Annotated in this window: 18 protein-coding genes and 1 tRNA gene; 15 read left to right on the top strand and 4 right to left on the bottom strand. The window is 66.1% G+C overall.

Annotated features, from left to right (window positions below; all coding sequences use genetic code 11):
- Nucleotides 1–117 precede the first annotated feature (117 nt).
- The 8 genes from NX773_RS20995 to NX773_RS21030 all read left to right on the top strand — a co-directional run bounded on the left by NX773_RS20995 (nucleotide 118) and on the right by NX773_RS21030 (nucleotide 10,017).
- Nucleotides 118–1,194, top strand: a complete 1,077-nt coding sequence (locus NX773_RS20995) for a pilus assembly protein PilM (RefSeq protein WP_258858222.1) — start codon at nucleotides 118–120, stop codon at nucleotides 1,192–1,194.
- Complete coding sequence (locus NX773_RS21000; RefSeq protein WP_258858223.1) at nucleotides 1,194–1,838, top strand: PilN domain-containing protein; 645 nt, start codon at nucleotides 1,194–1,196, stop codon at nucleotides 1,836–1,838. Before NX773_RS20995 ends, NX773_RS21000 begins: the two co-directional genes overlap by 1 nt.
- Nucleotides 1,835–2,512 (top strand): type IV pilus inner membrane component PilO, encoded by a 678-nt coding sequence (locus NX773_RS21005; RefSeq protein WP_258858224.1) that lies wholly within the window; start codon nucleotides 1,835–1,837, stop codon nucleotides 2,510–2,512. The genes NX773_RS21000 and NX773_RS21005 overlap by 4 nt, the downstream gene beginning before the upstream one ends.
- Nucleotides 2,509–3,030 (top strand): pilus assembly protein PilP, encoded by a 522-nt coding sequence (locus NX773_RS21010; RefSeq protein ID WP_258858225.1) that lies wholly within the window; start codon nucleotides 2,509–2,511, stop codon nucleotides 3,028–3,030. The genes NX773_RS21005 and NX773_RS21010 overlap by 4 nt, the downstream gene beginning before the upstream one ends.
- A 13-nt stretch (nucleotides 3,031–3,043) precedes the next feature.
- Complete coding sequence (locus NX773_RS21015; protein WP_258858226.1) at nucleotides 3,044–5,224, top strand: type IV pilus secretin PilQ; 2,181 nt, start codon at nucleotides 3,044–3,046, stop codon at nucleotides 5,222–5,224.
- Between the two features lie 41 nt (nucleotides 5,225–5,265).
- Complete coding sequence (locus tag NX773_RS21020; protein ID WP_258858227.1) at nucleotides 5,266–7,164, top strand: Ig-like domain-containing protein; 1,899 nt, start codon at nucleotides 5,266–5,268, stop codon at nucleotides 7,162–7,164.
- A gap of 118 nt (nucleotides 7,165–7,282) precedes the next feature.
- Nucleotides 7,283–8,881 (top strand): bifunctional shikimate kinase/3-dehydroquinate synthase AroKB, encoded by a 1,599-nt coding sequence (aroKB, locus tag NX773_RS21025; RefSeq protein WP_370662276.1) that lies wholly within the window; start codon nucleotides 7,283–7,285, stop codon nucleotides 8,879–8,881.
- Nucleotides 8,878–10,017 carry a deoxyguanosinetriphosphate triphosphohydrolase gene (locus tag NX773_RS21030; protein ID WP_258858229.1) on the top strand — a complete coding sequence of 380 codons (1,140 nt, stop codon included), beginning with the start codon at nucleotides 8,878–8,880 and terminating at the stop codon, nucleotides 10,015–10,017. The genes aroKB and NX773_RS21030 overlap by 4 nt, the downstream gene beginning before the upstream one ends.
- A gap of 88 nt (nucleotides 10,018–10,105) precedes the next feature.
- On the opposite strand, the gene mutY is transcribed toward NX773_RS21030, so the two are convergent.
- The 3 genes from mutY to mutM form a co-directional block, all read right to left on the bottom strand.
- Nucleotides 10,106–11,209, bottom strand: a complete 1,104-nt coding sequence (gene mutY, locus NX773_RS21035; protein ID WP_258858230.1) for an A/G-specific adenine glycosylase — start codon at nucleotides 11,207–11,209, stop codon at nucleotides 10,106–10,108.
- Nucleotides 11,206–13,119, bottom strand: coding sequence for a dynamin family protein (locus tag NX773_RS21040; protein WP_258858231.1), 1,914 nt, complete (start codon nucleotides 13,117–13,119; stop codon nucleotides 11,206–11,208). The genes mutY and NX773_RS21040 overlap by 4 nt, the downstream gene beginning before the upstream one ends.
- A 128-nt stretch (nucleotides 13,120–13,247) precedes the next feature.
- Nucleotides 13,248–14,081 (bottom strand): bifunctional DNA-formamidopyrimidine glycosylase/DNA-(apurinic or apyrimidinic site) lyase, encoded by an 834-nt coding sequence (gene mutM / locus NX773_RS21045; RefSeq protein ID WP_258858232.1) that lies wholly within the window; start codon nucleotides 14,079–14,081, stop codon nucleotides 13,248–13,250.
- Between the two features lie 97 nt (nucleotides 14,082–14,178).
- Between mutM and NX773_RS21050 the strand changes: the two genes are divergently transcribed.
- The 7 genes from NX773_RS21050 to pth all read left to right on the top strand — a co-directional run bounded on the left by NX773_RS21050 (nucleotide 14,179) and on the right by pth (nucleotide 20,364).
- Nucleotides 14,179–15,963 (top strand): tetratricopeptide repeat protein, encoded by a 1,785-nt coding sequence (locus NX773_RS21050; RefSeq protein WP_258858233.1) that lies wholly within the window; start codon nucleotides 14,179–14,181, stop codon nucleotides 15,961–15,963.
- Nucleotides 15,964–16,124: 161 nt separating this feature from the next.
- Nucleotides 16,125–16,721 carry a lipoprotein insertase outer membrane protein LolB gene (lolB, locus tag NX773_RS21055; RefSeq protein ID WP_258858234.1) on the top strand — a complete coding sequence of 199 codons (597 nt, stop codon included), beginning with the start codon at nucleotides 16,125–16,127 and terminating at the stop codon, nucleotides 16,719–16,721.
- On the top strand, nucleotides 16,721–17,626 hold the full coding sequence (gene ispE, locus NX773_RS21060) for a 4-(cytidine 5'-diphospho)-2-C-methyl-D-erythritol kinase (RefSeq protein ID WP_258858235.1): 906 nt from the start codon (nucleotides 16,721–16,723) through the stop codon (nucleotides 17,624–17,626). The genes lolB and ispE overlap by 1 nt, the downstream gene beginning before the upstream one ends.
- A 67-nt stretch (nucleotides 17,627–17,693) precedes the next feature.
- A tRNA-Gln gene (locus NX773_RS21065) sits at nucleotides 17,694–17,770 on the top strand.
- A 147-nt stretch (nucleotides 17,771–17,917) separates the two neighbouring features.
- Entirely contained in the window at nucleotides 17,918–18,868 is a 951-nt protein-coding gene (locus tag NX773_RS21070) for a ribose-phosphate pyrophosphokinase (protein ID WP_258823202.1), read from the top strand.
- Nucleotides 18,869–19,057: 189 nt separating this feature from the next.
- A complete protein-coding gene (locus tag NX773_RS21075) occupies nucleotides 19,058–19,660 on the top strand; it encodes a 50S ribosomal protein L25/general stress protein Ctc (protein ID WP_258858236.1) in 603 nt (200 codons plus the stop codon).
- A gap of 119 nt (nucleotides 19,661–19,779) precedes the next feature.
- Nucleotides 19,780–20,364 carry an aminoacyl-tRNA hydrolase gene (pth, locus tag NX773_RS21080; protein ID WP_258858237.1) on the top strand — a complete coding sequence of 195 codons (585 nt, stop codon included), beginning with the start codon at nucleotides 19,780–19,782 and terminating at the stop codon, nucleotides 20,362–20,364.
- Nucleotides 20,365–20,489: 125 nt separating this feature from the next.
- On the opposite strand, the gene NX773_RS21085 is transcribed toward pth, so the two are convergent.
- Nucleotides 20,490–22,340 carry a DUF3857 domain-containing transglutaminase family protein gene (locus tag NX773_RS21085; protein ID WP_258858238.1) on the bottom strand — a complete coding sequence of 617 codons (1,851 nt, stop codon included), beginning with the start codon at nucleotides 22,338–22,340 and terminating at the stop codon, nucleotides 20,490–20,492.
- Nucleotides 22,341–22,446: the final 106 nt, after the last annotated feature.

Below are 22,446 nucleotides of genomic sequence, written 5' to 3' on the forward strand. Positions count from 1 at the left end.
CCTGATAAATGTGCACTAAATACCGGTTTTATAACGAACAATAACGAACAAGCATCCCGCGCGCGGGCGTTCAAAACAGTTCTGCCAAGAACAGATGTTGCAGGAGGGAGTACGCTCGTGATCAATCTAGGTTCCTTGTTCGGCAAAGCCAATCCGCCCCTGGTCGGGGTGGACATCAGCACGTCCGGGGTGCGCCTGGTCGAGCTGGCCGACGCCGGCAAGGGCGAGCTGCGCCTGGAACGCTGCGCCAGCGAACCGCTCCCGCGCGGCGCCGTGGTTGACGGCAATATCGAAAACATCGAGGCGGTCACCGAGGCGGTGCGGCGGGTGGTCAAGAAGAGCGGCACCAAGGCCAGGAATGTGGCGCTGGGCATGCCGCCGGCGGCCGTGATCACCAAGAAAATCGTGCTCCCGGCCGGCATGAGCGAAGACCAGCTCGAGGTCCAGGTCGAATCCGAGGCGAGCCAGTATATCCCGTTCGCCCTCGATGAGGTGAGCCTGGACTTTGACGTGATCGGCGTGGCGCCCAACGCGCCCGACGACATCGAGGTGATGCTGGCCGCCGCGCGTCGCGAAAAGGTCGAGGACCGCGCCGCGATCGCCGAGGCGGCCGGCCTGGTGCCGACCGTGATGGACATCGAATCGTACGCCGCGCGCGCCGCGCTGGACCGCATCGTGGCGCAGATGCCGCAGGCGGGCAAGGACCAGATCGTGGCGCTGTTCCAGATCGGCGCCGGCGCCACCCATATCTCGGTGATGCTCGACGGCGAGACGATTTACGAGCGCGAGCAGCCGTTCGGCGGCAACCAGCTGACCCAGGACATCGTGCGCGCCTACGGCCTGTCGTTCGAGGAAGCCGACACCCGCAAGAAAAACGGCGACCTGCCCGAGAACTACCAGGCCGACCTGCTCGGCCCGTTCCTGGAGAACGCCGCGCTGGAGGTGACGCGCGCGATCCAGTTCTTCTACACCTCGACCCCGTACACCCGCATCGACCAGCTGTACCTGGCTGGCGGCTGCGCGCAGGTGCCGGGCCTGCTGGACATGATCGCCAGCCGCACCCGGATCGCCAGCGCGGTGATTTCGCCGTTCAAGGGCATGCAGCTGGGGCCGGAGGTGCGCGAGCAGCAGCTCAAGGCCGAGGCGCCGGCCTACCTGGTCGCGTGCGGGCTGGCGATGCGGAGGTTTGGCTGATGATCAGGATTAACCTGCTCCCGCACCGGGAAGCGAAACGCAAGCAGAAACAGGCCGCGTTCATTGCGATGCTGGCCGCCGGCGGCGTCGCCGGCGTGGCGCTGGTGCTGCTGGTGGGCGGCTACAACGCCAGCCGCATCTCGATTCAGAACGAGCGCAATCTCGTGCTGGCCACTGCCAACGGCGAGCTCGACAAGAAGATCGCGGCGATCGCTACCCTCAAGCAGGAAATCGAGGCGCTGCAGGCGCGTCAGCAGGCGGTCGAGGACTTGCAGGGCGACCGCAACCAGCCGGTGTACCTGCTCGACGAGCTGGTCAAGCAGACCCCGGAAGGCGTGTACCTGAAGATGCTCAAGCAGGACGGCCAGAAGGTGACGATCAACGGCATCGCCCAGTCGCAGGAGCGGGTGGCCGAACTGCTGCGCAACCTGGCGTCCGGCTCGCCGTGGCTGGAACGCCCCGACCTGAACGAGGTGAAGGCGACCACCCTGGCCCAGAGCAAGGTGGGCAAGAAGGTGGTCGAGTTCACGCTGTCGGTCAACATCAAGCGCGCGCGTGACAAGGAAGAAGCCGCCAAGGCAGGCGGCAAGGGCGGCGCCGCCGGCGCCAAGGGCAACGGCAAAGCGGACGGGCAGATCGGATGAAAAGCGTGAATATCGATCTCAAACAACTTTCCGCCGACCTGTCCGCGCAATTCCAGGGACTGAAGGGGCGCCCGCCCGGCCTGTGGCCGCTGGCGCCGCGGCTGTTGTGCGCGGCCGGCGTCACCGTCGCGGTGGTGCTTGCCGGCTATTTCCTGTACTGGAGCGGCCAGTTCGAGGAGCAGGACCGCCTGGCCGCCGACGAGGTCCGGCTGCGCGGCGATTACCAGAGCAAGATGGCGCAGGCGATCAACCTGGACGCGCTCAAGGCGCAGAAGGTGCAGGTGGACCAGTACGTCGAGCGCCTCGAGAAGCAGCTGCCGAGCAAGGCCGAGATGGCCGCGCTGCTGTCGGACATCAACCAGGCCGGCCTGGGGCGCGGCCTGCAGTTCGAGCTGTTCAAGCCGGGCCAGGTGGTGGTCAAGGACTACTACGCCGAGTTGCCGATCGCGATCCGTGTCACCGGCAGCTACCACGACATCGGCTCGTTCGCGGCCGACATGGCGCACCTGCCGCGCATCGTCACACTGAACAACCTGGCGCTGGCCAGCATCAAGGACAACCTGCTGTCGCTCGACGCGACCGCCAAGACCTTCCGCTACCTCGATCCGGATGAAGCGGCGGCGCAGCGCAAGGCGCGCGCCGACAAGAAGAAGGGCAAGGAGGACAAGAAATGAGCCGCAAACTCGTCCTTGCCTGCGCGCTCCTGCTGTCCGGCTGCGGCGACAGCGACGTGCGCGAGGTGCGCGACTGGATGGCGCAGGTGCAGAAGGACACCAAGCCGTCGGTCAAGCCGCTTGCGCCGCCCAAGGAATTCGTGCCATTCGCCTACAACGCGCGCGACGCGGTGGACCCGTTCTCCGCGCAAAAGCTGCTGGTCGAGCTGGCCAGGGCGGCCGAAACCTCGAACAACCCCAACCGGCCCGACATGAACCGGCCCAAGGAAGTGCTTGAGAGCTATCCGCTGGACACCATGAAGATGGTCGGCTCGCTGCAAAAGAGCGGCATCGTGTACGCGCTGCTGCAGATCGACAAGAACGTGTACCAGGTGAAGAGCGGCATGCGCGTGGGCCAGAACTTTGGCCTGGTGACCCGCGTGACCGAGAACGCGATCGACATCCGCGAGGTGGTGCAGGACGCCGGCGGCGACTGGGTCGAGCGCATGGCGCGGCTGGAACTGCAGGAAAGTAAGTAAGGAGACTGGGAAGATGACCCGAGTTGCAAGGTATGGCCTGCCCGTGTGGCTGGCACAGTTCGCCGCGGCGCTGCTGCTGGCGCTGGCCGGCCCGGCCGCGCTGGCGCAGGACAACGCGATCGAGTCGATCACCGCGAACCAGCAAGGTTCGAACGTGGTCGTCAACATCGCGATGAAGCATGCGCCGGCCAAGCTCCCGATCGGCTTTTCGATCACCAACCCGGCCCGCATCGCGCTCGACTTCGGCGCCACCGCCAACGCTAGCGGCAAGAGCGCGCAGGACATCAACCTGGGCGACGTGCGCGGGGTGAACGTGGTGCAGGCCGGCGAACGTACCCGCCTGGTGCTGAACCTGAAACGCGCGCTCAACTACGCCACCGCGATCGACGGCAACTCGGTGATCGTGACGGTCGAAGGCTCGGGTGGGGTGGCGCAGGCGGTCAACGCCACCGGCCTGCCGGTCGCAAAGGCCGATGCGCCGCAGGCGCCACGCCAGGCGTTGCGCGACCTGGACTTCCGCCGCGGCGCCAATGGCGAAGGCCGCATCGTGGTCGACCTGCCCAACAGCCAGGTCGCGGTGGACGTGCGCCAGGTCGGCAACCAGGTCCTGGTCGACTTCCTGAACACCAGCCTGCCGCCGGCGCTGCGCCGCCGCCTGGACGTGACCGACTTCGGCACCCCGGTCACCCGCGTGACCACCGCGCCGCAGGGCGGGAACGTGCGCATGACGATCGACGCCCACGGCCTGTGGGAGCAGAGCGTGTACCAGAGCGACACCCAGCTGGTGGTGGACGTGCGCCCGATCAAGGAAGATCCGAACAAGCTGGCCCAGGGCAGCGGCGGCTACCGCGGCGAGAAGGTGACCTTCAACTTCCAGAACGTCGAAGTGCGCGCGGTGCTGCAGGCGATCGCCGACATCTCCGGGATCAACATCATCACCAGCGACTCGGTCAGCGGCAACCTGACCTTGCGCCTGAAGGAAGTGCCGTGGGACCAGGCGCTCGACGTGGTGCTGCAGGCCAAGGGCCTGGACATGCGCAAGAACGGCAACGTGATGTGGATCGCGCCCAAGGATGAGCTGCTCACCAAGGAAAAGCTCGAGCTCGAGCAGCGCGCCCAGATTGCCGAGCTGGAGCCGCTGCGCTCGGAGGTGTTCCAGCTGAACTACCAGAAAGTGGATGCGTTCCGCACCATGCTCGGCCTCGGCGCGGGCGGCGCGGGCGCCAACACCGGTACCGGCGGCAACAACAGCGTGCTGTCCAAGCGCGGCAGCGTGATCGCCGACCCGCGCACCAACCAGCTGTTCGTGACCGATATCGCGGCCAAGATCGAAGACCTGCGCAAGCTGATCCTGAAGGTGGACGTGCCGACCAAGCAGGTGCTGATCGAGGCGCGCCTGGTCGAGGCCAACGATGGCTTCTCGCGCACCCTTGGCGCCAAGCTTGGCTTCTCGGACATGCGCACGGTGCGTGGCGGCGATTCCGGCTACCAGCTCGGCAACACCAACAACCGGATTGCCGTGGCCGGCAACCTGACCGGGGTCGGCCAGGTCACCGGGCAGGTCGCCAACAGCAACGACTCCTACAACAACATGCAGTTCGTGAACCTGCCGGCGGCCGGCATCAACGGCGTGTCCGCGCCCTCGCTCGCGTTCTCGCTGTTCTCGCCGAGCGCCAACCGGTTCCTGAACCTGGAACTGTCGGCACTGGAGGCGGACGGCAAGGGCCAGATCATCTCCAGCCCGCGCGTGCTGACCGAGGACAAGCACGTGGCCACGATCGAGCAGGGCATCGAGCTGCCGTACCAGACCGCCACCAGCAGCGGCGCGACCGCGATCACCTTCAAGAAGGCCAACCTGCGGCTGGAAGTGACCCCGCAGATCACGCCTGACGGCAACGTGGTGCTGGACGTGGACGTGAGCAAGGATTCGAAGGGCGACCAGACCCCGGCCGGCTTTGCGATCAACAACCAGCACGTGAACACCCGCACGATGATCGAGAACGGCGGCACGGTGGTGCTGGGCGGCATCTACCAGCAGACCGACCGCAGCAACACCAACAAGGTGCCGCTGCTGGGCGATGTGCCGCTGCTGGGCTACCTGTTCAAAAACACCGGGCACGAAACGGCCAAGACCGAGCTGCTGATCTTCATCACGCCGAAGATCGTGGCGGACAAACTGGCGACGGCGCGCTGAACTGCGCTGTCGGACAAGAACCAACAAGAAACCTGTCAGACATGAATATTCACTTCCAACACAACGGCAAGCGCGCGGCGGTCCTTCTGCTGGCGCTGGTCCTGTCGGCCTGCGGTGGCGGCGGCGGCAGCCCCGGCCTCACGGTCGGCACCGGCAACGGCGGCAGCGGCACCGGCAGCGGTGGCACGACAACCGCAGCGCCGACCATCTCGGTCGCTTTCGTCAACAGCAGCGGCCAGGCCACCAACGCCCTGTCCGGCGCCAGCCAGCTGACCGCCAAGGCAACCGTACTGGACAAGACAGGCAAGGCGGTGCCGAACGCAATTGTGGCGTTCGCCACCGACAACACGCTGGCCGTGTTTTCACCGGCCACCGGCACCGCGCTGACCGACGCCAATGGCGTGGCCAGCGTCACCATGCGCGCCTCCAGCCTGGCCTCCGGCGGCGCCGGCACCGTGACCGCGACCAGCAGCCTGAACGGTACCTCCGTCTCCGGCAGCGCCAACTATTCGGTCGGTTCGACCACGCTCACCTTCGGCACCCTGACCGCCAACCCGACCAGCGTCCAGGCCTATGGCTCGACCGTGTTGTCGGTGGACGTGCTGGCCGGCAGCGGCAAGTACACCGACCAGCAGGTCAGCGTGAACTTCAGCTCGGCCTGCGTGACGGCCGGCAAGGCGACGCTGGCATCGGTGGTGGCAACCAACAACGGCACCGCGCAGACCGTGTACCGCGACCAGGGCTGCGGCAACAACGACACCATCACGGCCACCGCCACCGGCATCGTCAAGCCGGCCACGGTCCAGCTCAGCATCGCCCCGCCGACCGCGGCGTCGGTGCAATTCGAGAGTGCGTTGCCAAGCGGGCAGTCGATCGTGATCAAGGGGCAGGGCGGCAACGGCCGCACCGAGACCGCCAGCCTGAAGTTCAAGGTCGTCGACATCTTCAACCACCCGCTGTCGGGTGCCACGGTGGACTTCACGTCGTCCACCTCGGCGGTCACGGTCAACAAGGCCAGCGACACCACGGACCAGAATGGCGAGGTGATCACGACGGTTAACTCGGGCACGGTCGCCACCAGTTTCCGCGTGAAGGCCGCGCTGCATAACAACCCGGGCGTGTCCACCTGGTCGGACTCGATCGTGGTCACGACCGGCCTGCCGTTCCAGGGGGCGTTCTCGCTGGCGCCGGGCAAACATGCGCTCGATGCGACCATCCAGAGCTCGCCGAGCTCGCCGGCGACCACCGTCAGCGTGATGATCGGCGACATGAACGGCAACCCGGTGCCGGATGGCACGCCAGTCGTGTTCCAGACCAATATGGGCACGATCGGCTCGTCCAGCCAGGGCGGCTGCATCACCACCAACGGCGGCTGCACGGTCGACTTCCGTGTGCAGCAGCCCTTGGTGGCCACGCCAGGCCAACCCGTGACTCCGTGCAACAAGCAGACCGCCGACAACACGCGCGCCGGCGTGGCGACGGTCTGCGCCAGCACCACCGATGGCACCAACACGGTGTTTGGCAAGGTCGAGCTTTACTTCTCGGACAACGCCATCGGCCGCGCTTACATGAACGGCGACCCGGCCAAGCCGGTTTCTTTGTCGTCGGTGAATGATCTGGGTACCAGCGGCTCGGCCACGCCTTTCGTGTTCAGCCTGTTGCTGACCGACTTCAACAACAATCCGCTGCCGACCGGCACGACCGTTTCGATCGCGAATATGGCGAACGGGGCGGCTCAGGTCACCCCCGGCAGCGTACCGGACATTGCGCCGGCCGCGGCGAGCGCAGGTCCGCAGGGCTCGATCCACACGTTCACGATTACGAGCAGCCAGCAGTCCAACTGCACCGGGCCTTCCAATGCGACCTTTAGCGTGGCAGCGAAGACGCCGGCGGGCAATACGACCACTATTCCGTTTAAACTGTCGTTTAGCTGCCCGTAAAGGGTTTTGACGAACGTACAAGGGCGGCCAGTGATCGTACTGGCCGTTTTTCATTTTCAAACGGATCGCGTAACAAGTGCCGGACGCTAAGAACGACAATATTTTCCTGGTTGGCCTGATGGGGGCCGGCAAGACCACCATCGGGCGCCTGCTCGCGCGCAAGCTCGGCAAGCGCTTCGTCGATTCGGACCACGAGATCGAGGCGCGCACCGGAGCCTCGATCCCGTGGATCTTCGAGATCGAGGGCGAGGCCAGCTTCCGGCGCCGCGAGGCCGACATGATCCGCGAGCTCACCGGCCAGCACGGCATCGTGCTGGCCACCGGCGGCGGCGCGGTGCTGGACCCGGCCAACCGCAAGCTGCTGGCCGAGCGCGGCACCGTGATCTATCTGCGCGCCGGGATCAACAGCATCCTGCAGCGCACCGCTCACGACCGCAACCGGCCGCTGCTGCAGACGGCCGACCCGCGCAAGAAGCTCGAAGAACTGCTGGCCCAGCGCGAACCGCTGTACCGCGAAGTGGCCGACCTGGTGATCGACACCGGGCGGCCTAACGTACAATCGATGGTTGGCACCATCCTCGAACAGATGGCCGCATGCGTGAAGGAGCGGCCAGGAACAGCAATGAACCAGACAAAACGCATCAACCTCGACGTGGCCCTTGGCAGCCGCAGCTACCCCATCGTGATCGGCAGCGCCGTGCTGGACGACGCCGGCCTCGTCGCGCGCCATCTCGGCAGCGGCAAGGCCGCCATCGTCACCAACGCCACCATCGCCCCCCTGTACCTGGAGCGCGTGGCCGCGCCGATCAGGGCCGCCGGGCACGAGGTGATCGAGATCGTGCTGCCGGACGGCGAACAGTACAAGACCTGGGAGTCGCTCAACCTGATCTTCGACGCGCTGCTGGCCAACAAGTGCGACCGCAAGACCACGCTGGTGGCGCTGGGCGGCGGCGTGATCGGCGACATGACCGGCTTTGCCGCCGCCACCTACATGCGCGGCGTCCCGTTCGTGCAGGTGCCGACCACGCTGCTGGCGCAGGTCGATTCTTCGGTGGGCGGCAAGACCGGCATCAACCACCCGCTGGGCAAGAACATGATCGGCGCGTTCTACCAGCCGCGCGCCGTGCTGGCCGATATCGGCACGCTGGACACGCTGCCGTCGCGCGAACTGTCGGCCGGGCTGGCGGAGGTGATCAAGCATGGCGCGATCCTCGACGCCGGCTTCTTCGACTGGATCGAGCAGAACATTGACAAGCTGGTCGCGCGCGACCCGGACGCGCTCGCCCACGCGATCGCGCGCTCGTGCGAGATCAAGGCCGAGGTGGTGCGCAAGGACGAGCGCGAAAGCGGCCTGCGCGCCGTGCTCAACTTCGGCCACACCTTCGGCCACGCGATCGAGGCGGGCCTCGGCTATGGCAACTGGCTGCACGGCGAGGCGGTGGGCTGCGGCATGGTGATGGCCGCCGATTTGTCGCAGCGCCTGGGCTACATCGACAGCGCCGCGGTGGAGCGCGTGCGCGCGCTGGTCAAGGCTGCGGGCTTGCCGGTGGTCGCGCCCGACCTGGGCGCCGAGCGCTGGATCGAGCTCATGGAAGTGGACAAGAAGAACGAGGGCGGCCAGATCAAGTTCATCCTGCTCAAGCCGCTGGGCAGCCCGTGCGTGACCAGCGTGGCGCGCGAGACGCTGCTCGAGACGCTCGCCGCCTGCACCGCATGATCGACTTCGACGCCCACCTTGCGCCGTACGCGGCGCATTCGTCCAGGTCGCGCGGGCGCCGCTATCAGGAGAGCGCGCCCGGCTCGCGCAGCGAGTACCAGCGCGACCGCGACCGCATCATCCACTCGACCGCGTTCCGCCGTCTGGAATACAAGACGCAGGTGTTCCTCAACCACGAGGGCGACCTGTTCCGCACGCGCCTGACCCACTCGATCGAGGTGGCGCAGATCGGGCGCACGCTGGCGCGCAGCCTGCGCCTGAACGAAGACCTGGTGGAGGCGACCGCGCTCGCGCACGACCTCGGGCACACCCCGTTCGGTCACGTGGGCCAGGACGTGCTCAACGAGTGCATGAAGGACTACGGCGGTTTCGAGCACAACCTGCAGAGCCTGCGTGTGGTGGACGAGCTGGAAGAGCACTACGGCGCCTTCGACGGGCTGAACCTGACGTTCGAGACGCGCGAGGGCATCCTCAAGCACTGCTCGCTCGCCAATGCCAGGGTGCTGGGCGAGCTGGGACAGCGCTTCATCGACCGCGCGCAGCCGAGCCTGGAGGCGCAGCTGACCAACCTGGCCGACGAGATCGCATACAACAACCACGACATCGACGACGGCCTGCGTTCGGGCCTGCTGACGATGGCGCAAATGGAGGACGTCGAGTTCTTCGCGCGCCACCGGCACGAAGTGCGCGCGCAGTATCCGGGCCTGCAGGGGCGGCGCGAACTGTACGAGACGATCCGCCTGATGATCACGACCATGACGGCCGACCTGGTGGAGACATCGGCGCGGCTGATCGCGGACGCAGCGCCTGCCGATATCGACGCCGTGCGCAAGGCGCCGCCCTTGATCCGTTTTTCGGACAAGCTGCGCGCCGAGACGACCGAGCTCAAGAAATTCCTGTACGCGAACCTGTACCGCCACTTCCAGGTGAACCGCACGCGCGTGAAGGCCAGCCGCATCGTGCGCGAGCTGTTCGGCGCATTCATGGCCGATCCGGTGCTGCTGCCGCCGGACTACCAGGTGCAGGCGGGCGACACGCTCAAGCAGGCGCGCAAGATCGCCGACTACATCGCCGGCATGACCGACCGCTATGCGATCCGCGAGCACAAGCGGATCTATTCGATGGACGAGCTTTGAAGTGACCCGTAGGGTGGGCAGCTTGGCTGCCCACGCGTTCAGTCCATGCATGCGCGGTTCGAACGCGTGGGCGGCAGAGCCGCCCACCCTACAACAGCTTCGGTGCGGCCAGCTCGGCCAGCAGCTTCTTGACCGGCGCCGGCAGCGGCGCCGCGTCGATCTCGGCCAGCTTCCACCACAGGTGGCCGTCCGGCAGGCCAGCGCGTGCCGACAGCGCGATGCGGTAGGGGGTGATGTGCAGCTTGTAGTGCGTGAACACGTGCACCAGCGGCAGCAGCGCTTCCGCTTCCTCGACTTCGCCGAACGCCTTTGCCGAAGCCGCCACGGCGTCCGCTTGCGGGGCCGCTTCATCCATCGGCGCATGCCCGTCCACCTCCGGCAGCGAACAAAGCCCGCCCCAGATGCCGCTGGCCGGCCGCTGCTGCAAAAGCACCTCGCCGCCGTCGATCACGGCCAGCATGACCGCGCGCTTTTCCGGTGTCGCCTTCTTCGGTTTGCGCACCGGGAGTTCGGCCGTGCGGCCGGTGGCAAAGGCCACGCAGCGCTCGCGCAAGGGGCAGCGCTCGCAGGCAGGACTTGCGCGCGTGCACAGGGTGGCGCCCAGGTCCATCAGCCCCTGCGTGTACGATTCGATGCCTTCGCCTTCCGGCAGCAGTGCCTGCGCACGTCGCCACAATGCGTCTTCGGTGCGCTTTTCGCCCGGGTAGCTGTCGATGCCGAATACGCGCGCAAACACCCGCTTGACGTTCCCGTCCAGGATGGCGGCGCGCACGCCGCCGGAAAACGCAGCGATCGCCGCCGCGGTGGAGCGGCCGATGCCCGGCAGTTCGGCCAGCAGCGCAGGGTCGGGCGGGAACACGCCGTCGTACTGGTCCACCACTTGGCGGGCGCAGGCGTGCAGGTTGCGCGCCCGCGTGTAGTAACCCAGGCCGCTCCAGTGCGCCATCACGTCCTCGATCGGGGCGGCCGCGAGCGCGTGCACGGTGGGGAAGCGTTCGAGGAAGCGGGCGTAGTAGCCGAGCACCGCCGCAACCTGGGTCTGCTGCAGCATGATCTCGGACAGCCACACGCGGTAGGCGTCGCGCGTGTTCTGCCACGGCAGGGCGTGGCGGCCGTGCGCGCGCTGCCACGCGATCACCGCGCTGGAAAAAGACGGATCGGCCAGCTCGTCGAATTCGGTCAAGCGCTTCACGCCGCAGGCTCGGCCGACAGTTCGGCGGTCACGTCCAGCGCCAGCGAGGCCAGGCGCGCGGCCAGCTGGTCGAGCTCTTCGCGCAGCGCCTCGAACGCGCGGATCTTCTGTTCCAGCGTGTCGGTCGCGTCGTGGATGCGCTGGATCGACGCCTGGCGGTGCTTGAGCTGTTCCTTGTGCTGGCGGATCTGCGCTTCCACCGGCGCCATGATCACTTTCAGCCAGGCGTCGGCGTCGGCGTTCGCGGCGCGGAAGGTGCGCCGCACGCGCGAGGCGATCGAGTCGAAGAAGCGCTGCAGCAGCGTGCCGCGGCTGGTGATAAGCAGGGTGGCGGTGCCGAACTGCTTGAGGTAGATGCCTTCGATGCGGTCGATCTCGGCCTGGTAACGGTCGAGCGCCAAGCCGATCGGCGGCGCCAGCGACAGGCCGTGCTCGTCCGCGAAGCGCTTGTACATCGTCTCGATCATCGCGGCGATCTCGGCAATCTTGGCGTTGGACGCGTACAGGTTGCCGCGCGCCTCTTCAAAGAATGCGCGCACCGGGGCGCGCGTGCCGGTGGCAAAGCGCGCGCTTTCCATCGCCGCGCGCACCGTGTCGATCTGGCGCTGCACCACCTCCATGCCCAGCGTCGTCTGCAGCTCGGCCGACAGGGTCGAGAACACGGCGCGCGTGCCCTGCAGCTTCTGCACGCTGGCGTCGAACTCCTTCTTCTCCTGTTCGATGCGCGCCATCATGTGGCCGATCACGCCCTGGTTCTTGCCGCGCAGGCTCACCAGTTCGTCGAGCTGCTCGACGATGCGGTGGCGGCGGGTGGCGATCGCGGCCTGGCGCGCTTGCCCGAGCGTGTCCAGGTCGGCGCCAAGCTGGCTGCGGATGATGCCGGTGCGCTGGGGGATCAGTTCGCCGTACAGCGCCGCCTCCAGCGCCGGCATGCGGCTTTTCGCCAGCAGCGCCTGGTTGCCGGTGACGCGCGCGACCAGCGCCTTCTTGGCCGAGACCGGGAACACCTTGCTCTCTTCCAGCCCGAGGTCGCGCGCCACGCTGGCCTGCTGGCGCGCGACGTCGGCGTCGTTGGCGGCGTCGCTCTTGAGCTCATCCCACATGGTGTCGATCTTGTTGAGCACGACAAGGCGTCCGCTGCCGGCGCCAATGTGGTTGCGCCAGACGTCGATGTCGCTCTTGGTCACGCCGGTCTCGGCGCCCAGCACGAACAGCACCGCGTGCGCGTTCGGGATCAGGTTCAGCGTCAGCTCGGGCTCGGTGCCGATCGCGTTCAGGCCCGGCGTGTCGAGGATCACGATGCCCTGCTTGAGCAGCGGGTGCGGGAAGTTGATGATCGCGTGGCGCCACAGCGGGATCTCGATCATCCCGTTCTCGACCGGGGCACAGGCCAGGTCGGGATCTTCCGGGTCGTACAGGCCGTAGGCCTGCGCCTGTTCCACCGGCACATGGCGCGTCTTGCTGACCTGGCTGAAGGTCTCGTGCATCTTCTCGGGCGAAGACAGGTCGAGCGGGAACACGGTCCAGGCACCCTGGTCGTCGCGGAAGTCGCTGGTGGACAGGTGCTGGGCGCGCGTTTCGATCGGCAGCAGGCGGATGCACGGCGCATAGCTGGCGTCGTACAGCAGCTCGGTCGGGCACATGGTGGTGCGGCCGGCGGAGGAGGGCAGGATGCGCTGGCCGTAGTCGGAAAAGAAGATCGCGTTGATCAGCTCCGATTTACCGCGCGAGAATTCGGCGACGAAGGCGATCGACAGCCGGTCGTCTGCCAGCCGCTCGAGCGCGCGCGCGAACTGCTGTTCGCTCGCCGGGTCGAGCAGGTCGGCCTGCCGCAAGCCGTCGCGGTACGCTGCGAGGGCTGCGGCGACGCGGGTGCGCCAGGCGCCATACTGTTGAAAATCGTGATCCATGTTTACCTGTGGGTTTCGTAGGGTGGGCAGGTCTCCTGCCCACGCGTTCAATCGGTGTTTGCTCCGCGGCAGTACATGCCTGGGCTGAACGCGTGGGCGGAAAACCCGCCCACCCTACATTGTGTTCGTCACCGCTGGCAGTTCGCGCAATAAAACGTGGAGCGCTGGCCCTGTTTGATCTGGCGAACCGGAGCGCCACAGTTGCGGCAAGGCACTCCTGCACGATCATAGACGAAATATGTCTGCTGGAAATAGCCCGACTGCCCGTTCACTGCAAGAAAATCACGCAAAGTGCTGCCTCCTTGCACAATCGCGGCCGCCAGGATCTCGCGGATCGCCGTTGCCAGCTTGTCATAGCGGGCGCGGCTGATGCGTGCGGCCGGGGTTTTCGGGTTGATCCCGGCCCGGAACAGGCTCTCGCAGGCGTAGATATTGCCCACGCCAACCACGATGTCGCCGGCCAGCAGCACCTGCTTGATCGGCGCGCTGCGCTTGCGCGTCTCGCGGTGGAGCAGGGCGCCCGAGAAGGCCTCGCCGAGCGGCTCCACGCCGAGCCCGCGCAGCAGGATGTGCTGTTCCAGGTCGCCGTCGTCCAGCCCGTGCCACAGCACCGCGCCGAAGCGGCGCGGGTCGTGCATGCGCAGCACTTGCTGGCCGCCGGCCCCGGACACCACGAGGTCGACATGGTCGTGCTTTTTCGGCTCGGTGCCAGGCGGCAGCACGCGCAGGTGGCCGGACATGCCCAGGTGAATGATCAGCGTGCCGTGCTCGAAATGGATCAGCAGGTATTTGCCGCGCCGGCCGGTGCGCAGGATGCGGCGCCCGGCCAGCAGTTCGCCCAGCCGTGCCGGAAACGGCCAGCGCAAGCCGTCGCGGCGCAGCACGACGCCGTCCACCACCCGTCCTTCCAGGTGCGGCGCGACGCCGAGGCGGGTGACTTCGACTTCTGGCAGTTCAGGCATGAGTATTGATAATTTTGTAAATTCGTGTTGCAGTCGCGCACGCGCTCAAGAGCTTGGGCGTAGAATCGGTGCCATCTTCCGAGACCCTGGATTTGCCTTGAAAAACGCTTTCGCCATTGTAACCTTCTCCGGCCTGCTGACGGCGTGCGCCATCACGCCCGGGCAGCATGCCGAGGCGCCGATGCAGGTCGCCGAACAGCACGCCGCCGCCACGCCCGCCAGGGAGGGCGAGGATGCAGCCGCGCCTGCCGCGGAGAACCTGCCCAACGTCAAGATGTCGAGTGCCATGCTGTACCAGTTGATGAAGGCGGAGCTGGAGTTTCGCAAGGGTGACTGGCAGGGACCGTACCTGACCATGCTGAGCCTGGCGCAGCAGACCAAGGACCCGCGCCTGGCGCGCCGTGCGGCCGAAATGGCGGTCGCCGCCAAGCAGGCCGACGACGCGCTGGCCGCCATCAAGCTGTGGCGCGAGCTCGACCCGAACTCGGAAGAGGCGAGCCAGTACTACCTGGGCCTGGTGGTCATGTCGGACAACATTGCGCCGGCCGAGGACATCCTCAAGCGCAAGATCGCCGAGGCCACGCCGGCGACGCGCCCGCTGGTGCTGTTCCAGGCCGAGCAGCTGCTGCTGCGCGCGCCGGACAAGAAGGCCGGCGCCGAGATGCTGCAACGGCTGGTGGCGCCATACAGCAACATGATGGAGGCGCATGTGGTGCTGTCGCAGGCCGCCATGGCGCAGGGCGACAAGGCGGGCGCGCTGCGCGAGGCGCAGGCCGCGCTGTCGATGAAGCCCGACTCCGAAATCGCCGCGCTGACGCTGGCGCAGGCGCTGGAAGACGACGACAAGGTGGCCGAGGTGCTGGAGCGCTTCCTCAAGGCCCATCCCGACGCGCGCGACGTGCGCATGGCGTATGCGCGGGTGCTGGTCAACCGCAAGCAGTACGATGCGGCGCGCGGCCAGTTCCTCACGCTGCTCAAGGCGCAGCCGGACAACCCGGCCACGCTGTATGCGCTGGGCATCCTGTCCACCCAGCTGAACGATTCGAAAGCGGCCGAGGGCTACTTCACCCGCTTCGTGGACCTGGTCGGCAACGACCCTGACGAAGAACGCGACCCGACGCGCGCGCTCCTGATCCTGTCGCAACTGGCCGAAGATCGTGGCGACCTCAACGCCGCGCTGGCGTGGCTCGACAAGGTCCAGACCGCAGAGCCGCAGGCCCAGCTGTCGGCCAGCTTGCGCCGCGCGCAGCTGCTGGGCAAGAAGGGCGACGTCGAGGGCGCGCGCAAGCTGCTCGCAACGCTCAAGCCCGAGGAGCCGGCCGCGCAGGCGCAGGTGGTGATGACCGAATCGGAAGTGCTGCGCAACGCCGGCCGCGTGCTGGAATCGTTCCAGCTGATGCAGGGCGCGGTGCAGCGCTTCCCGAACAACACCGACTTGCTGTACGACTTTGCGCTGCTGGCCGAAAAAGTGGGCAAGCTGGACGTGATGGAAAAATCCTTGCGCGCGGTGATCGCGCAGGCGCCGGACAACCGCCACGCCTACAATGCGCTGGGCTATTCGCTGGCCGAGCGCAACGTGCGTCTGCCGGAGGCGTACCAGCTGATCGACAAGGCGTTGAAAATGGCGCCGGACGATCCGTTCATCATGGACAGCATGGGCTGGGTGCAGTACCGCATGGGCAACCTGAAGGAAGCGGAAGCGCAATTGCGCAAGGCGTATGCGCTGCGCAGCGATCCCGAGATTGCGGTGCACCTGGGCGAAGTGCTGTGGGCGCAGGGACGCAAGGCCGACGCGCAAACGCTGTGGCGCGAGGCCAAGGGCAAGGATCCGCAGAACGACACGCTCAGGAGCACGCTCGAGCGCTTGCACGTCGCGCTTTAGAAAACCACCTCCTGATGAGTCGTCGTCCCCGCGAACGCGGGGACCCATGCCGAGCGTGCGCTCAGGTGCCCTATGGGTTCCCGCCAAGGCGGACGGCCAGTCCGGGAACGACGATTAAATGCTAACGACTAGCGGTAAGGCCGCATCTCGTGACAAGACCAATGCTACCAACCCGACACCTGACCATCATCGCCTTCGCCGCCGCATTGAGCGGTTGCGCCACCAGCACCGCCAGCCTCTCGCACGCGCCAGTTGCGGCTTACCGCGAGAGCATCGACCTGGACGGCCGCCTGTCCGTGAACTACCAGAAGGATGGCCAGCCGCAGTCGCTGACCGGCAACTTCAACTGGGTGCAGCGCCCCGGCCGCATCGACGTGAGCCTGGCATCGCCGCTCGGGCAGACCATTGCGACCATCGCCGTGACACCGGGCGAAGCCACGCTGACCCAGGCCGGCCACGAGCCTGTCGTGGCCGCCGACATCGACGAGCTGACCGCGCGCACGCTGGGCTGGGAACTGCCGGTTTCCGGCCTGCGCGACTGGCTTCAGGGCTATGCCACGGATGCGCACGGCAAACGCTTCACCGCGTCGCCCGCCGCGAACACCGTGTTCACCAAGGACGGCTGGCGCCTGCGCTTTGTGTCCTGGCAGGACGAAAACGCGGCGCATCCGGTGCCCAGCCGCATCGACGCCCAGCGCAGCGCCACGGCCACCAGCGACGAGCTGGAAATTCGTATCGTGATCTCGCCGGTGAGCTGATGGCAAGAACTTCACTGCACAACTGCCCGGCGCCGGCAAAACTGAACCTGTTCCTGCACGTGACCGGTCGCCGGCCGGATGGCTATCACCTGCTGCAAAGCGTGTTCCAGCTGATCGACCGCGCCGACACGCTGCATTTCGACCTGCGCGATGACGGCCGCATCGTGCGCACCACCGAGGTGCCGGGCGTGCCGCAGGAACAGGACCTGATCGTGCGCGCGCTGCACCTGCTGGCCGATGAATACCGGCGCCGCCACGGCCGCGCCGCGCCCGGCATGGACGTGGCGATCGACAAGATCCTGCCGATGGGTGGCGGCCTGGGCGGCGGTTCTTCCGACGCGGCCACGGCGCTGATGGTGGCCAACCACCTGTGGCAGGCCGGGTTGTCGCGCGACGAGCTGATGGCGCTGGGCTTGCCGCTTGGCGCCGACATTCCGTTCTTCGTCTTTGGCGAGACCGCTTTTGCCGAGGGCGTGGGCGAGGCTTTGCAGAGCGTTCCGGGGCCGGATTGCTGGTACGTGGTGCTCGAGCCAGGGGTATCGGTGCCGACCCCGGCGATTTTTGGTGCGGCAGATTTGACACGCGATTCAAAACCGGTCACAATATCGGACTTTTCCAGATACCAGTCGGTCCACAACGAGCCCGTTGGTTTCGGAAAAAACGATCTGCAAGCAGTAGCAGCCCGCTTGTTCCCGCCGGTAGCCGAGGCGGTGGAATGGCTGGGTCGTTACGGGCGAGCCAGGATGACTGGCTCAGGGGCGTGTGTGTTCTGCGCGCTTTCCAGCGAAAGCAAAGCCGACGACGTGCTGGCGCAAGTGCCGGCAAAGTGGAAGGCGTGGAAAGCCAAGTCGCTGGCACAGCATCCGCTGAAATCGCTCTTGCAAGATCGGTGTGTTGTAGAATAAAATTTTGCCTGTCGTTGCAATCGACGAGAAATCTCACCGAAAGTAACGGCAAGCAGTTCAGTTGCGTAGGGGAATCGCCAAGTTGGTTAAGGCACCGGATTTTGATTCCGGCATTCCAAGGTTCGAATCCTTGTTCCCCTGCCATTCGTTTGGCCTGGCTGTCGATGCAGGATGCGTCCAGCAGGCAAAACCCGGTGGAGCTACTCCCTGGTCCATCCTTTTAAATAGCATCAGCCGGTCCGCCGGCTGATGGCGTTTCAAGTGTCAACGAAATCTCTTAGGACTCCCCACATGGCTTACGAAAACCTGATGGTTTTTACCGGCAATGCCAATCCGGCGCTAGCAGAGGGGGTCGCAAAAAACCTCGGTATACCTCTCGGTAAGGCAGTCGTCTCGAAGTTCTCGGACGGCGAAGTGATGGTCGAAATCAACGAGAACGTCCGCGGCAAGGACGTGTTCGTGCTGCAATCGACCTGCGCGCCGACCAACGACAACCTGATGGAAATCATGCTGATGGTTGACGCTCTCAAGCGCGCCTCGGCAGGGCGCATCACCGCCGCCATCCCTTACTTCGGCTACGCCCGCCAGGACCGCCGCCCGCGTTCGGCGCGTGTGGCGATCTCGGCCAAAGTCGTGGCCAACATGCTGGAAGAAGCCGGCGTCGAGCGCGTCCTGATCATGGACCTGCACGCCGACCAGATCCAGGGCTTCTTCGACATCCCGGTCGATAACATTTACGCTTCGCCGATCCTGCTGGGCGACCTGCAGCGCAAGAACTACGACGACCTGCTGGTCGTATCGCCGGACGTCGGCGGCGTGGTGCGTGCCCGTGCGCTGGCCAAGCGCCTGGGCTGCGACCTGGCGATCATCGACAAGCGCCGCCCGAAGGCGAACGTGTCGGAAGTCATGAACATCATCGGTGAAGTCGAAGGCCGCAACTGCGTGATCATGGACGACATGGTCGACACCGCAGGCACGCTGACCAAGGCCGCCGAAGTGCTGAAAGAGCGCGGCGCCAAGAAGGTGGTGGCGTACTGCACGCACCCGGTGCTGTCGGGTCCTGCAATCGAGCGCATCTCGAACTCGCCGCTGGACGAGCTGGTCGTCACCGATACCATTCCGCTGACCGCTGCCGGGCAGGCCTGCAGCAAGATCCGCCAGCTGACCTGCGCACCGCTGCTGGCCGAAACCTTCAAGCGGATCGTGAAGGGCGACTCGGTGATGTCGCTGTTCTCCGAGTAAGCAGCACTGAAACAATCGCGCGGCGCGCAGGGTGGGCCTTGCGCGCCGTTGTAGTATCCGGATTTTCTTGAGCGCGTCGCGCTCGAGCCCTGGCAGTCCCTGGTCGCGGGGATTGCCGCAAACCCTGGGCCACGGGCCGCGGACACGGTGTCCCGGCAGTCGAGCCCGTTCATTTTTTTGGAGTGTTCCATGAAAGTAGTCGCATTTGCACGCACCCAGCAGGGCACCGGAGCGAGCCGCCGCCTGCGCAACGCCGGCCAGACCCCGGGCATCATCTACGGTGGCAAGGAAGCCCCGCAACTGATCGCCCTGGATGGCAACGCGTTGTTCCACGCGCTCAAGAAAGAAGCTTTCCACGGTTCGATCCTGGACATGGAAGTGGACGGCCAGACCCAGCAAGTCCTGCTGCGCGACTTCCAGATGCACGCATTCAAGCCGATGGTCATGCACGCTGACTTCCAGCGCGTCGATGCATCGCAGAAGATCCACACCAAGGTCGCCCTGCACTTCGTCAACGCCGAAGCTTCGCCGGCCGTCAAGTTCGGTGGCGCGATCGTGTCGCACGTGCTGAACGAACTGGAAATCGAATGCCTGCCGGGCCAGCTGCCGGAGTTCATCACCGTTGACCTGTCGAAGATGGAAGCCGGCGGCTCGATCCACACCGGCGACCTGGCACTGCCGACCGGCGTGAAAGCGCTGACCCACGGCCAGAACCTGACCGTCGCCACCGCATCGGTGCCGGCTGGCGCCGCTGCCGCGGAAGCTGCTGCTGCTGCCGAAGAGCAGAAGTAAACCTGCCGCCGCCTCGATGCGGCTTGCAGACAAAACCCGCCGCGCTGTGCCCGGCGGGTTTTTTTATGGTGCCCATCGGCCTTTGCGATAATTAACTTTTCCAAGATTCATCTCGACCCATGTCCATTCGCCTGATCGTCGGCCTTGGCAATCCCGGCCCGGAATACGAACAAACCCGCCACAATGCCGGCTTCTGGCTGGTCGATAACCTGGCCAACACGCTGCCCGGCTGCCGCCTGCAGCGCGAAGCGCGCTTTAACGGCATGGTGGCCAAGACGGCGATCGCCGGCAACGAGGTATGGCTGCTGGAGCCGCTGACCTTCATGAACCGCTCCGGCCAGTCGGTCGGCACGCTGGCGCGCTTTTTCAAGATCAAGCCGGACGAAGTGCTGGTCGTGCACGACGAGCTCGACATTCCACCCGGCGTGGCCAAGCTCAAGAAGGGCGGCTCGTCGGGTGGCCATAACGGCCTGAAGGACATCACGGCGGCACTGGGCACGCAGGACTACTGGCGCCTGCGCCTGGGCATTGGCCATCCGCGCAGCATGAACCTGCAGCAGGCGGTCGCGGACTTCGTGTTGCACCGGCCGCGCCGCGAAGAGCAGGTGCTGATCGAGGAGTCGATCGACAAGAGCCTGCGCATCATTCCGCTCGCCGTGGAGGGCAAGTTCGACGTGGCGATGATGCAGCTGCATACCGCGTAGCACACTGGCGAGATCCGCCCAGCCCGGGGCGGCGTTCGGCACCAGTGCCTGTCCACGCCGTGCACGCGCTCGTTGAACGCGTGGGCAGCAAGCTGCCCGCCCTACCATTGCGGTTGAGGCGTTTGTCAGGTGCCGGTCACCACCACCTGGCCGCGCAGGTCGCGCATCATGCGGTCCAATAGCGGCTGCATGCGCTTGTACTCCGCCGCCGCGCACACCACGCCCTCATGTGCGAAACGCAGGCTGCGCTTGATGAGCACCGTGTTGCCCTTGCGGACGTACGTGGCGCGGTAGGTGAAGTTGCGGTCGTTGATCGTCAGGTCCTTGGGCACGGCCACCACGCGCAAGCTTTTTGGAAAGCTGTAGCCCAGTTCGTCCTCGGCCTGCACCGGCGGGCAAACGAAGTCCTGGCGCCGCTCTTTTTCCTGCGCCATCTCGAACAGCTTTTCGCCCAGCCCGCCCCAGAAGCTGAAACTGGTGGACAGCCCGACCGGCCCCGGCAGGTTGACGAAGCTGTCGCTCGTACCCGAGAACGACATGCTGTATTCGTCGGCGTTGCCGTCCGTGATGCCGGGATCGAACACGCCCGAACCCTTCTGGCCCAGGCCCTGCAGCATGCGCTGCACGAACTGTTCGCGGTCGGCCTGGCGCGTGTCGCGCACCGCCTGCCGGTAGGGCTCGGCAATCGCGCCGGAGGTGGTCTTGCTGACCTTGAACCGGCTGCGCCCGTCGGCGAGCACGTCGAACCAGGTGGCGGTCCGGTTGCGCTGCGGCTGGCGCGATGGCGTGCTGGCCAGCGTGCCGGTGTGTACCAGCAGCACCGGCTTGCCAAGGTCGCTTGCCGGCAGGTAGCCGGCCGAGACCGATTCGGCCGTGGAATCAAGGTACAGGTCCAGGTCCGGCAGGTAGTTGATCATGTGGTTGAAGATGCCCAGCGTGGGCGTGCGCGGCAGCCGATAGGCGTTGGCGCTGTTGATGAGCGCCGGCGTGCTGTCGATGCCGGCTGCGGCCAGCAGCGCCTGCAGCAGCACAGCGTGGTCCTTGCAGTCGCCGTAGCGGTTGCGCAGCACGGTGCTGGCGGGATGCGGCACGACGCCGCCAGGCCCGACATACACGCCCACGTAGCGGATGTTGTGGCGCACCCATTCGGACAGTGCGAGCGCTTTGGCGCGCGGGTCGGCCAGCCCCGCGGTGAGCTGGTGCGCAAGGGCGGTGATGCCGTCGTCGGCATCCGCCGTGCCGGCGGCCAGCTCGCGGAACGCCTGGGCAAAGGCCGCGTAGTCGCGGAAGGTCGAGACCGACAGCCGCTTGCCGTAGTCAAAGTAGCTGACCGAGCTGGTTTCGATGCGCGCGTTCTCGCCGGGGACGTAACGCCAGCGGTAGCGCTTGCGGCCGGGCGGGTCTTCGGCAGGCAGCGGCACGAAGCCGACCGCGTCCGCGTACACCGGCATCGACGCCGGCATGTCGTAGATGAGCTCGAACTGTTCGTTCGGGTAGAACTCGGCCGCTGACAGGTCTTCGAACTGGCCCGGAAACAGTGGCGTGTGGCGGTGCACGACGTAGCGCACCACCAGCTGGTCGCCCTGCGCTACCTGCGGGAACACGACCACCTTGACCCGCGTGTCCTGGAACATGGGCGCGTCCGCCGATGCGCTCTCCTGCTGGTCGCGCACCTGCGCCGGCTCGACCGCGATGCGCGCGCCGTCCGGCTTTTGCGTGTAGGCCTGGACCGAGAGCACCTCGTCCAGCGTTTTGTTGTAGGTGATGTAGTACTGGCTGTGCGACTGCACCGCGCGCTGCTGCGCGATGGTGCGCGCATTGTCCACCGTGAGCGTGTAGCTGCCGTCCGGCTCGACCACGAAATGCTGGATGTATTTGTTGACGACCACCGACGGGTCGGTGCCGGTGTCGTGCGCGAGCGCGCGGCCGCACAGTGCAAGGAGCACGAACAGCATTGCGGCCAGTTGAGCTCGCATGGGACCTCCGGAACATGAACGGATGAGCAGAGCAAACCATGTTACGCAGCTCACGCATTTGACGCTTGAGCCGGCGCAAGCGCGGTCTTCCTGCGATAATTCCGGT

This window comes from Massilia solisilvae (assembly GCF_024753215.1).
Classification (GTDB): Bacteria; Pseudomonadota; Gammaproteobacteria; order Burkholderiales; family Burkholderiaceae_D; genus Telluria; species Telluria solisilvae.